11 protein-coding genes are annotated in these 13012 nt (G+C 41.2%); all 11 read left to right on the forward strand.

Annotation, left to right across the window (positions count from 1 at the left end; genetic code table 11):
• Positions 1-27 precede the first annotated feature (27 nt).
• Positions 28-324 carry a septation regulator SpoVG gene (gene spoVG, locus IOC57_RS17780; RefSeq protein ID WP_034316332.1) on the forward strand — a complete coding sequence of 99 codons (297 nt, stop codon included), beginning with the start codon at positions 28-30 and terminating at the stop codon, positions 322-324.
• A 635-nt stretch (positions 325-959) separates the two neighbouring features.
• Positions 960-2333: a bifunctional UDP-N-acetylglucosamine diphosphorylase/glucosamine-1-phosphate N-acetyltransferase GlmU gene (glmU, locus tag IOC57_RS17785; RefSeq protein ID WP_207439941.1), complete on the forward strand. Its 1374-nt coding sequence runs from the start codon at positions 960-962 to the stop codon at positions 2331-2333.
• Positions 2334-2348: 15 nt separating this feature from the next.
• Positions 2349-3302, forward strand: a complete 954-nt coding sequence (locus IOC57_RS17790; protein WP_053348997.1) for a ribose-phosphate diphosphokinase — start codon at positions 2349-2351, stop codon at positions 3300-3302.
• A 310-nt stretch (positions 3303-3612) separates the two neighbouring features.
• Positions 3613-4593, forward strand: a complete 981-nt coding sequence (locus IOC57_RS17795; RefSeq protein ID WP_207439942.1) for a sulfonate ABC transporter substrate-binding protein — start codon at positions 3613-3615, stop codon at positions 4591-4593.
• A gap of 16 nt (positions 4594-4609) precedes the next feature.
• On the forward strand, positions 4610-5782 hold the full coding sequence (gene ssuD / locus IOC57_RS17800; protein ID WP_207439943.1) for an FMNH2-dependent alkanesulfonate monooxygenase: 1173 nt from the start codon (positions 4610-4612) through the stop codon (positions 5780-5782).
• The gene (ssuC, locus tag IOC57_RS17805; protein WP_207439944.1) at positions 5751-6530 is read left to right on the forward strand and encodes an aliphatic sulfonate ABC transporter permease SsuC; all 780 of its coding nucleotides are present in this window, start codon (positions 5751-5753) and stop codon (positions 6528-6530) included. Before ssuD ends, ssuC begins: the two co-directional genes overlap by 32 nt.
• A gap of 13 nt (positions 6531-6543) precedes the next feature.
• Entirely contained in the window at positions 6544-7296 is a 753-nt protein-coding gene (locus IOC57_RS17810) for an ATP-binding cassette domain-containing protein (RefSeq protein WP_207439945.1), read from the forward strand.
• Positions 7297-7467: 171 nt separating this feature from the next.
• Positions 7468-8106: a 50S ribosomal protein L25/general stress protein Ctc gene (locus IOC57_RS17815; protein WP_207439946.1), complete on the forward strand. Its 639-nt coding sequence runs from the start codon at positions 7468-7470 to the stop codon at positions 8104-8106.
• A 260-nt stretch (positions 8107-8366) separates the two neighbouring features.
• Complete coding sequence (pth, locus tag IOC57_RS17820; protein WP_207439947.1) at positions 8367-8927, forward strand: aminoacyl-tRNA hydrolase; 561 nt, start codon at positions 8367-8369, stop codon at positions 8925-8927.
• A 105-nt stretch (positions 8928-9032) separates the two neighbouring features.
• Complete coding sequence (gene fin / locus IOC57_RS17825) at positions 9033-9263, forward strand: anti-sigma-F factor Fin (RefSeq protein ID WP_034316319.1); 231 nt, start codon at positions 9033-9035, stop codon at positions 9261-9263.
• A gap of 160 nt (positions 9264-9423) precedes the next feature.
• Complete coding sequence (gene mfd / locus IOC57_RS17830) at positions 9424-12960, forward strand: transcription-repair coupling factor (RefSeq protein ID WP_207439948.1); 3537 nt, start codon at positions 9424-9426, stop codon at positions 12958-12960.
• Positions 12961-13012: the final 52 nt, after the last annotated feature.

Genomic DNA, 13012 nt, shown 5'->3' on the forward strand with positions numbered 1-13012 from the left:
AACAACAAAAAGGGATGGTGAGCTTAAATGGAAGTAACTGACGTAAGATTACGCCGTGTGAATACGGATGGTCGTATGAGAGCTATCGCATCAATTACACTGGATAATGAATTTGTGGTTCATGATATTCGTGTGATCGACGGAAACAATGGTTTATTTGTAGCAATGCCAAGTAAACGAACTCCAGATGGAGAATTCCGGGATATCGCTCATCCAATCAATTCCTCGACACGCGGGAAAATTCAAGAAGCTGTCTTGACAGAATATCATCGATTGGGAGAACTTGAAACTGAATTAGAGGAAGCTGGAGCAGGTGCTTCTTAAAATAACCTTACTTTTAAACTTTAAATTTATAATTCGTGCATCTAGAGCCTACTTCATAAGTAGTGCTCTTTTTTATTTATTCAAAAACGGATAAGTTTAGAACTGATCCGCTCATCTTACATACATTCGCTTAATGAATTTTAAAATTTACGATGTTATCTTCAAAAGTTTAAGTACCCATCCTTTTTATTTTTTAAACCATTTTGTTCATCCTGTTATTGAAATTCCTGTGGGATTCAGGGGATGCCACTTACTCCACCCAACTAATGTGCTGAAGATGAAATGAACCGGTGACCTGATTTCGGAATGGGAATTAACAAAGGTCGAAGTGCTCCCAAATGGCTTGTACATAGGGCGTGGCGCAATCATGGCAGTGTTTCGAGATAATGGAGTGGATGGTGTTATAAAGGGGAGGAGACATGGTTCATGTATTTTGTTGTTAATGAAAATGGGATCGACCCTGATTTGAAATAATGCTAAAAGGTCCAATGATAACATTTGTAAGCCCTCTGGAAATCGAACTTTTTTCACCTAATCGGTTGACAATTATATGTACTTTTAATTGTTACCTTGAAAAGAATCACTATTTGAGATAATATTTTTAGTGGATAAAAAGGTGAAAATGGAGGCCTGTTATGAGTAATCGCTATGCAATAATATTGGCCGCTGGGCAAGGTACTAGGATGAAATCTAAGCTTTATAAGGTTTTGCACCCTGTTTGCGGGAAACCAATGGTACAACATGTTATCGATCAAGTCAATCAACTTCAAATAGAAGATATTGTAACAGTCATCGGCCATGGAGCTGAAAAAGTTCAAGAACAACTTGGTGATTCGTGCAAGTATGCCTTACAAGAACAGCAATTAGGTACGGCACATGCTGTAATGCAGGCGGAAAGCGTTTTATCCGCAAAAAGTGGTACGACCCTTGTTATTTGCGGTGATACGCCCCTGATTAAAGCGGAAACGATGAAAGAGCTTATAGCATTGCATGAGCAAAGTCAGGCGAAAGCAACAATCTTAACAGCATATGCAGATGACCCTGCTGGCTATGGAAGGGTCCTTCGCGGTGAAGGCGGACTTGTGGAAAAAATCGTCGAGCATAAGGATGCCTCTGATGAAGAAAGATATGTTAAGGAAATAAATACCGGTACATATTGTTTCGACAACCAAGCATTATTTAGCGCGCTGAAAAAAGTTTCAAATGATAATGTCCAGGGAGAATATTACTTACCGGATGTTATTGAAATTTTAAAACGGGAAGGCGAAGTGGTGACGGCCTTCCAATCCAGTGTTTTCGAGGAGACATTGGGTGTGAATGACCGCGTAGCTTTATCGCAGGCTGAGCAAGTTTTACGGAAACGCATCAATGAAACGCATATGAGGAATGGTGTAACGATCATCGATCCGCTTACAACGTTCATTGAAGCGGATGTGCAAATCGGACAGGATACAGTCATTAATCCTGGGTCATTCATTAAAGGAAAAAGTATCATCGGGCAGGAGTGCTTGATTGGCCCGAATACGGAAATCAGTAATTGTGAAATTGGTGATGGAACGGAAGTCCTCCAATCGGTTGTACACGAAAGCAGTATTGGAAGCTTTGTTAAAATCGGCCCATTCGCACATGTTAGGCCTCAATCAGATATTAAGGATTCCGTTAAGATCGGTAATTTTGTAGAAATTAAAAAGACCGTTTTTGGCAAGGGAAGCAAGGCCTCACATTTGAGTTATATTGGTGATGCAGAGGTTGGGGAGAATGTTAATATAGGCTGCGGATCTATTACCGTGAATTACGACGGGAAAAATAAACATTTGACGAAGATTGAAGACAATGTCTTCATAGGCTGTAATTCTAATCTAGTTGCACCTGTGACAGTAGGAGAAGGAGCATATGTAGCTGCGGGGTCAACCATCACACAAGATGTACCGCAGGAAGCCCTATCCGTTGCACGGGCTCGTCAAGTTAACAAAGAAGATTATGTCAAGAATTTGAAATTTAATAAATAACCGACGGAGGTCATCATGTCAAATCAGTATTTAGATCCTAATTTAAAAGTATTCTCTTTAAATTCAAACTTCGATTTAGCTCAGGAAATTGCTGCTGCAATCGGTGTTGAACTTGGAAAATGTAGCGTAACAAGTTTCAGTGACGGTGAAGTTCAGATTAATATTGAAGAAAGTATTCGTGGCTGTGACGTATACGTAATCCAATCTACAAGCCAACCAGTCAATGAAAATTTAATGGAACTTTTAATTATGATCGATGCTCTTAAACGTGCTTCAGCTAAAACGATCAATATTGTTATGCCATATTACGGTTATGCCCGACAAGATCGTAAAGCACGTGCACGTGAACCAATTACAGCTAAACTTGTCGCAAATCTTTTGGAAACGGCTGGTGCCCACCGTGTAATCACATTAGATCTTCACGCACCACAAATTCAAGGTTTCTTCGATATTCTGATCGATCACCTTGTTGCTGTTCCGATTTTAGCTGATTTCTTCAAGGAAAAAGATTTAAGTGATATCGTCATCGTTTCCCCAGATCATGGCGGTGTAACACGTGCCCGTAAAATGGCCGATCGCCTAAAAGCACCGATTGCCATTATTGATAAGCGCCGCCCAAGACCGAACGTGGCTGAAGTCATGAACATCATTGGTAATATTGAAGGGAAGACAGCGATACTGATTGATGACATCATCGATACTGCAGGAACTATTACACTAGCGGCCAATGCCCTTGTGGAGAACGGTGCTAAAGCAGTGTACGCTTGTTGTACACACCCAGTCCTATCAGGTCCTGCCATCGAAAGGATTCAAAATTCAACGATCAAGGAATTGGTCGTGACCAACTCGATTGTCCTATCCGAAGATAAGAAAATCGATAAAATTGTTGGACTTTCTGTAGCACCTTTGATTGCAGAGGCAATTATTCGTGTGCACGAGGAACAATCAGTCAGCACATTATTCGATTGATAATAAAATAAACTAAAACACGGCGGGCCTTCGGGCTCGCCGTGTTTAGTTTAAAAGTTTCAGAAAATACTTAATTCTTAGTTGACAGATGAGAATAGTAATAATAAAATAGCTATACAAAATCAATTCATATTCATAAAAAGAAACACTGTACCAACGCAATTGAATACTGGTTAACGCCGATCGGACTACCGAAGGCTCCTTTTCACTTACCATTGAACACTAGGCATCATTTTGCCCTATTGTCCTATTGGTGAAGTAAAGGAGCCTTTTATTTTTATAAAAATAGTTTAAGAAGGGTGTGCAGAATATGAAGAAAAAACGAAAGATATGGCTCCTGTCCATTTTTAGCATCTTCATGCTGATAGTGAGTGCATGTGGGCAGGAAAAGAACAGTTCCACAAGTGCTGACGCAAAGGAATCAGATAAAACCATCCGAATCGGTTATCAAAAATTCGGGACATTAAATATTTTAAAATCAAAAGGGGAGCTGGAAAGCCATTTAAAAGAAGTGGGGTATACGGTCGATTGGACTGAATTCCCTGCAGGACCTCAACTGCTTGAAGCCTTGAATGTCGGCAGCATTGATTTTGGGCACACAGGGGAGGCGCCACCGATATTTGCACAAGCAGCCAATGCACCACTTGTCTACATTGCTAATCAGCCGGCAAACCCCTCGGGAGAGGCTATAGTCGTGCAAAAGGATTCACCCATTAAAAATGTGAAAGATTTAAAAGGTAAGAAGGTTGGCTTGAATAAAGGTTCCAATGTTCATTACCTATTGGTCAAAGCGTTAGAGGAAGCAGGCCTTACTCTTGATGACATTCAGCCCGTCTACTTGCCACCGGCCGATGCAAGGGCTGCTTTTGAAGGAAACCAAATCGATGCCTGGGTGATATGGGATCCATTCTTATCAGCGGCGGAATTGGAACTTAAAACGAAAACGATTCAGGATGGAGAAGGACTAGTGGCGAATCGTGAATTCTTTTTGGCAACTGATTCATTTTCCGAGAACGGAGAAGCTTTGAAGATTATCAAAGAGGAACTGATAAAAGTTGATAAATGGATTGAAGAAAACCCAAGGGATGTCGCTGAATTTTTATCTCCGGAAATTGGGATTGGTGTGGAGGCATTAGAAAAAACATTAAAAAGAAAAGAATATGGACTTGAGGAGATTTCCAGTACGGTTTTGGATGATCAACAAAAGATTGCCGATACATTTTTTAATCTTAAGTTAATTCCAAGCAAGATTAATGTTCTAGATGCATCTGCAGATGTTAAAAAAAATTAATTAAGGGGGAAATAAAATGAAAGTATTTTGGTTTTTGCCATCACATGGGGAAAGTCGTTATTTAGGATCGACAAAGGGAGGGAGGGCGATTACACTTCCTTATTTAAAACAAATAGCACAGGCAGTCGATCATTTAGGTTTTGAAGGGGCCTTGCTTCCAACAGGCCGGTCTTGTGAGGACGCTTGGGTGGTGGGTTCTTCATTGATTCCTGCAACGGAAAGAATGAAATTTTTAGTTGCGATTCGTCCAGGTTTAATGTCGCCAACCTTAGCTGCGCGTATGGCTTCAAGCTTCGACCGGTTGTCGAATGGCCGTCTTTTGATCAATGTAGTAACTGGGGGGGACCCAGTCGAATTGGCAGGTGATGGCGTGTTTCTAAATCATAAGGAACGCTATGAGCAAACAGATGAATTTCTCGATATCTGGAGACAGGAAATATCCGGTGAGAGAGTGGACTTTAAAGGGGAGCACTTAAAGGTTGAAGGTGGAAATATTCTATTGCCACCTGTACAAAAACCGTACCCACCGCTTTATTTCGGAGGTTCATCCGATCCAGCCATCGATATATCGGGAAAGCATATTGATGTGTACCTGACTTGGGGTGAGCCGCCAGTGCAAGTGGCTGAAAAAATTGAAAAGGTACGTAAAAAAGCAGCAGAGTATGGACGTGAAGTCAGGTTTGGCATTCGCATGCATGTCATTGTAAGAGAAACGGAAGAAGAAGCTTGGCAGGCAGCGGAAGAACTCATTAAATATGTGGATGATGAAATGATTGAAAATTCGCAAAAGATTTTTGATCGATTTGATTCAGTGGGGCAGAAGCGGATGTCGCAACTTCATAATGGAAACAGGGATTCACTTGAAATCAGTCCGAACTTATGGGCGGGGGTAGGTCTCGTGCGCGGTGGTGCCGGTACAGCATTAGTCGGAAGTGCAGAAAATGTTGCTGCCAGAATGAAGGAATATGAAGAAATCGGAATAGAATCCTTTGTTTTATCTGGGTACCCTCACCTGGAAGAAGCGTACCGTGTTGCGGAATTATTATTTCCTTTACTCCCTGTTGAACAGTTGCAAGTTCCCGTTTCAAAAGCGACGAGTCCATTCGGGGAAATACTGGCAAATGATCACTACCCTACAAAAGGAAGTGAAATTGAAGATGCAGAAAAAGTTAAACAAAAAGTTCAATAGGTTCCACCTTATATCATGGCTTGTGCCCATTCTCCTTTTGGTAACTTGGCAGCTGCTTTCTTTGTGGGGGATTCTGTTGGAACGGATATTGCCTGCCCCGACTGAAGTCTTTCAAGCTGGCGTAGCTTTATTGAAAACTGGGGAACTGATAGATTATATCGGCATCAGTGCTCAGCGGGCCTTCATCGGCTTTTTCATCGGCGGTATTATTGGTTTTGTACTGGGGTTGTTAAATGGGTTATCATCCATTGCTGAAAGCTTATTCGATACATCGCTTCAAATGTTGCGTAACATTCCGCATTTAGCTTTAATACCCCTGGTGATTCTATGGTTTGGTATAGAAGAGGAAGCGAAAATTTTCCTTGTCGCTTTAGGGGTTCTATTTCCTATCTATTTAAATACATTTCATGGAGTGAAATCGGTGGATAAGGAATTAATTGAAGCAGCAAGGGTTTATGGGTTAAGTGGTTTTTCTTTATTCTGGAATGTGATCCTCCCTGCAGCCTTTCCATCCATTTTGGTTGGTATCCGCTTCTCCCTTGGAATCATGTGGGTCACTTTAATAGTCGCAGAAACAATATCCGCTAATTCCGGAATAGGGTATATGGCTATGAATGCACGTGAATTTATGAGGATGGATATTGTTGTTCTAAGTATTCTCTTATATGCCTTATTGGGAAAAATATCGGATGTTGCGGCCAAAATAATTGAAAAAAGATGCTTAAAGTGGCATCCATCATACCAATGAGGAGGTCATGAATATGAAAAATGGAAATTCGTTGGAGTTGCAGGGTGTAAGAAAGGATTTTGGGAAGTTTGAAGTATTAAAGGGGATGGACCTCACATTTAAAAAAGGGGAATTTGTAGCCATTGTCGGTAAGAGTGGATGTGGCAAGAGCACCCTGCTTCGTCTTGTGGCAGGACTGGAAAAGCCGACGGGCGGGCAGATACTGGTGAATGGAAAGCCGTTGAATGGATTAAATAAATCGTCACGTACGATGTTTCAGGATGGAAGGCTTTTTCCTTGGAAAAGGATCCTTGAAAATATAGGTGTAGGATTAAAAGGGGATTGGAAGCCAAACGCTATGGAATTACTGGAGCAAGTGGGTCTTTCAGAGCGAGCGAGTGATTGGCCGTCCGTTTTATCTGGGGGGCAAAAACAAAGAGTTGCATTAGCGAGGGCGTTGGTGAACCAACCTGACATTCTCCTCTTGGATGAGCCGTTAGGGGCATTGGATGCTTTGACGAGAATTGGCATGCAAAGGCTGATTGAAGAACTTTGGAGGAAAAGGGACTTTACTGCCTTACTTGTTACACATGATGTTGAAGAAGCCGTAATGCTAGCCGATCGTGTCATATTAATCGAAGAAGGCAAAGTCGTCATGAATAAGGAAATCAATCTGCCGAGACCACGGAAAAAGGATAGCATACAATATTCATCACTAGCAGCTCAAATCCTTAATCGGGTGATGCAAGTTGAGGGGGAAATGGAGAATAAAGCGATTCACGCTTGAATTAGAGAAAAAAGAAAGAAAAAAGATTTTGCGGAGAATTCCTATGTTTACCATATGTTTCTCCTCTTTTTGCCCCTTCGGATTTTACCTTTCATGTTTAATGAATCGCTATTTAGGGAAATGTTAAATATAGAGAAACTTGTAATTAATATTTAGGAAGGCGGAGGATGTATGAGTAATATATTAGCTGCAAAGGAACGTACGGATTCAAAACACTCTAATTTAAGGAATTTGAGGGAAAACGGTGAAATTCCTGCGATAGTATATGGCAATAAAAATGATAGTACGGCCATTTCAGTCAATAATATTGAGCTTCAAAAGACAATCAAGGAAATAGGCCGTAATGGAATCATTTCTTTGGACTTGGAAGGTACGAGTTATAAAGTCATGCTCTCTGACTATCAAAAGGATCCAATAAAGAACTCCATTTATCATGCAGACTTTTTAATTGTAGATATGTCCGTTCAATTACAGGCACAAGTTCGCATTAACCTTGTCGGTGTTAGTAAAGGCGTGAAAGACGGTGGGGTCCTTCAGCAGTCTCTTCATGAAGTGACGGTTACGGCTAAACCTAATGACATTCCAGACTCCATCGATGTTGACGTTACCGAACTTCAGGTAGGGGAAACAATCTACATATCCGATATCCAAACGAATAAGCAAGTTACAATCGACAATGATGGTGAAGAAGTTGTTGCATCTGTTTTGGCTCCTCGTCAGGAAGAGGAAATAAGTACAGGTGAACAGCAAGATGGCGGTATTCCTGAAAATGAGGAAGGCAGGGAAACCAAGGCATCACCAGAGTCATGATGTCGGGATTAAACAAGTGAATCGTGATATAATAGGCGTAGCTCTTAATGAGTTACGTCTTTTCAATCTCTGGATGCATCAATTTACACCGGACCATTTTTCGGAATTATTTCCTTAAATTAGGTATTTACCTAATTAGTTCTCCGGTCGCTTGCAGGCCAGCTTGAAATTAGGGTACTATTTTTCTAAGGTCAATATGATCTTGGAAAGCTTCGTTCCAGCGTAACTCCCTAAATAACCGTAATGACGGAGTGTGAATCATGAAAATTATTGTAGGGTTAGGGAACCCAGGTAAACAATATGAAAAAACTCGGCATAACGTCGGATTTGAAGTAATAGATGAGTTATCGAAAAGATGGTCGATTCCACTTGATCAAGCAAAACATAAGGGGATATATGGAAGAGGTATGGTAAAGGGAGAACAGGTTTTATTGCTTAAACCCTTAACCTACATGAATTTGTCAGGAGAATCCATTTCGGCTGTCATGCATTTCTTTAAGGTGGATATCGCGGATGTGGTCATTATATATGATGACCTTGATTTGCCTCCAGGGAAGCTTCGCCTTCGTCAAAAAGGAAGTGCAGGTGGCCATAATGGGATAAAATCTTCAATTGCCCATTTGGGTACGCAAGAATTCAATCGTATCAGAATAGGCATTGGCCGCCCGATTGGACGTATTCCGGTATCTGATTATGTATTAGGGCGTTTTTCGCCTGAAGAATGGGATTATGTCGGGGCAACGATCGAAAAAAGCGCTGCTTCTTGTGAAGCCTGGATTGAAAAACCATTTATACAGGTCATGAACGAATATAACCAATAAGCAGAGAGTAGATATAAGTAAAGAATAATATCTTCCTGTTTCGCTGAATAAAATCCCTCTACTTTTGTACATACTAACACTATTACTAAAATAGGGGGTTACCAAATGGCTCTCCATTATCGATGCCGACATTGCGGAACTAAGCTGGGCTCAATTGAGGCACACTCACTGAGCACGGAGCAGTTAGGTTTTAATCAACTTACCGATGAAGAGCGACAAGAGATGATCGTTTATGATTCTGAAGGGGATATGCATGTAAGGGCGATATGTGAAGATTGCCATGAATCGCTGCAAAGAAACCCTGATTTATATGAAAACGATTATATTATTCATTAGCGGGAGAGGGCTTTGGACAAAATCCAAAGCATTTTTCCGTTTGTCTGGAATACCAAGGCAGATAAGATTGCCGTTAGTTAATAAAGAGGATGCTTGGTGAAATGGCCAAGTTCAAATACAGCAAATGTTTTTTGCACGTTAAAGAGAGGGGGGAAAGAAAATGAATGGATTGCAGAACTTGTTCTCCAAACAAGATGATGTTCATTCGTTAATAGCCGGCATCGATGAAGGACTTAAGGAGCAAATCGTCTCTGGCCTGACAGGTTCCTCGAGATCACTACTGCTGGCTTCCGTTTATGAAAAGACGAATAGGCCTATTTTATTAGTTACACATAATTTATTACAAGCACAAAAATTCCATGAGGACTTATCCAGCTTCATACCTGAGGAAGAATTATATATATATCCAGCCAATGAATTGATTGCCGCTGATTTGAGTGTAGCCAGCCCGGAATTAAGAGCCCAGCGTGTAGAGGCATTGAACTTTTGGGCGGAGGGAAAGAAAGGGATTGTCATTGCGCCAATTCCCGGGGTGCGTCGTGTGCTTCCTCCAAAGGATATTTGGAAGAGGCATCAGCTTGCGTTTAATTTAGGGGAAGACATCGAACTGGAACAAACGCTTAATAAATTCATTGCCATGGGTTATAACAGGTCTGAAATGGTTGGTTCCCCAGGTGAATTCAGTATCAGGGGCGGTATAATCGATATTTATCCGATCACGGAACCTAATCCAATACGAATTGAATTATTCGATACCGAAATAGATTCAATAAGGACTTTTTCAAGTGAAGATCAGCGGTCCATCGAGAAACTCAATAAAGTGACGATTGGCCCTGTCAGTGAGGCTTTGCTAGAGACGGAGCATATTGAAAGAATCATAACAAGGCTCGAGAGCGGATTAAGTAAAAGCTTGAAGAAACTTAAAGATGAGAAAACCAAGGAACAGCTGGTTCAAACGGTCAGTTATGAACTTGAACAGCTGAAAATGGGGAATAAACCCGACAAAATCTTTAAATACTTAAGTTTAGCGTATGAAGATCCAGCTAGTTTAATAGATTATTTACCAGTAAATGGTTTGGTTTTCTTAGATGAAATCAGTAGAATCCAGGAAATCAATGATTCTTTGGAAAAGGAAGAGGCTGGTTGGTACACGGACCTTTTAAGTCAGGGACAAATTATCCATGATATAAAATTGGCTCACCCCATGCAGGAATTAATAATGAAATCCAGCAGGCCGTTTGTATACCTTTCATTGTTTTTACGGCATGTACCGCATACGAATCCTCAGAATATCCTGAATTTTGCCAGTAAACAAATGCAGAATTTCCACGGACAGATGAATGTGTTCAAAGCTGAACTGGAACGTTGGAAAAAAGGGAAATATACTGTCGTCATACTTGGACAGGATGAAGAACGGGTAAAAAAGCTGCATTCAGTTTTAGCCGATTATGATATAGAGGCAGCAGAACTGTTCAATGCGAATAGCATTCTTCCAGGTAAAGTTCAGATTTTACGCGGCAGCCTGAATAGCGGCTTTGAATTACCTATGCAAAAGTTCAGTATCATTACGGAAACGGAATTGTTTAATAAAAAGTCAAAGAAATCAGTACGGAGACAGAAACTATCGAATGCGGAGCGAATCAAGAGTTATTCCGAATTGAAAATCGGTGACTATGTCGTTCATGTTAATCACGGTATCGGTAAATACTTGGGTATTGAAACCCTTACGATAAATGGGGTCCATAAAGATTACCTGAATATTCGTTATCAAGCGGATGACAAATTGTATGTTCCTGTCGACCAAATTGATCTTGTCCAAAAATATGTCGGTTCTGAAGGGAAAGAACCGAAGCTTTATAAGCTAGGCGGGACGGAATGGAAACGTGTTAAAAGTAAGGTTCAATCATCCGTTGAGAACATTGCCGATGATTTAATCAAGTTATATGCAGAAAGGGAAGCGGCTAAGGGCTATGCCTTTTCACCTGATGGTGATATGCAGAGAGAATTCGAAACATCATTCGCTTATAACGAAACGGAAGATCAATTACGTTCCATAGTCGAAATCAAAAAGGATATGGAGCGGGAACGGCCGATGGATCGGTTATTATGTGGCGATGTTGGATATGGGAAGACAGAGGTGGCCATCAGGGCCGCTTTTAAAGCCATAATGGATGGCAAGCAAGTTGCATTCCTTGTCCCGACCACAATCCTTGCCCAGCAGCATTATGAAACATTAAGGGAGCGTTTTCAGGATTATCCCATTTCGATTGGTCCTATGAGTCGTTTCCGGACTAAAAAACAGCAAACGGAGACGATTAAAGGATTGAAGGCAGGCACGGTGGATATTGTGGTTGGCACGCATAGGATTTTATCCAAAGATATCGTGTACCGCGATTTGGGGTTGCTTATCATTGATGAAGAACAGCGCTTTGGCGTAACACATAAGGAAAAGATCAAACGGTTAAAAACAAATGTGGATGTACTGACTTTGACTGCGACGCCGATTCCGAGGACCCTTCATATGTCCATGTTGGGCGTGCGGGATCTGTCCGTCATCGAAACGCCGCCAGAGAACCGATTCCCGATCCAAACTTATGTCATGGAGTATAATGGCTCGTTGGTAACGGAAGCGATAGAACGGGAATTGGCCAGGGATGGTCAGGTTTATTTCCTTTACAATCGGGTAGAGGATATAGCAAGAAAAGCAGAAGAAATTTCCATGCTGGTGCCCGATGCCCGTGTCACCTATGCTCATGGGCAAATGTCAGAGCAAGAACTGGAAGCTGTCATGTTCGGCTTTTTAGAAGGCGAATATGATGTTTTGGTAAGTACAACGATTATAGAGACGGGCGTCGATATCCCGAATGTCAATACGCTTATAGTGAATGAAGCGGATAGAATGGGACTTTCACAGCTCTATCAGCTGCGTGGCCGTGTAGGGCGATCCAATCGGGTGGCATATGCATTCTTCACTTATAGGAAAGATAAAGTGTTGACGGAAGTGGCAGAAAAACGTCTCCAATCCATTAAGGAATTTACAGAATTGGGTTCAGGGTTCAAAATCGCGATGCGCGATTTATCCATCAGGGGAGCTGGAAACATTCTAGGGGCTCAACAACATGGCTTCATCGATTCAGTTGGTTTTGATCTGTATTCACAAATGTTGAAAGAAGCAGTAGATGCGAAACGTAATGATCAACCAGCTGAAGAAAAGAACAACCTGGAAATTGATGTTGAAGTGGATGCTTATATCCCTGATGCCTACATAATGGATGGACATCAGAAAATAGAAATGTATAAAAGGTTCAGAGGGATTGCTTCGCTTGAAGAAGTGGAAGAATTACAGGATGAAATGATCGATCGTTTCGGAGAATATCCAGAAGAAGTTTCCTATTTATTCATGATTGCCGAAATGAAGGTACATGCTGAAAAGGCCGGAATTGAAAGCATTAAACAATTAAAGCAGGAAATCAGCATTCTCCTTAGGGAAACGGTCAGCAGCGATGTGGATGGACAAAAGGTGTTCGAGTTGGGATCGAAGTATGGCCGTATGGTAGGTTTCGGAATGGACGGCAATCGAATGAAGCTGGTCCTGCATATAAAAGGCGTAGAACAAAGCAAATGGCTTAATATCTTATTTGAGATGGCCAAAGGTTTACAGTATGTAAAAAAAGAGACGCAAGCCACAAAAAACTGAATTGAATGATTGTCCTCAGGAAGAAATTTCTTTAGGTATCATGGTAAAAAAT

The sequence above is a fragment of the Bacillus sp. SD075 genome (assembly GCF_017355165.1).
Classification (GTDB): Bacteria; Bacillota; Bacilli; order Bacillales; family DSM-1321; genus Peribacillus.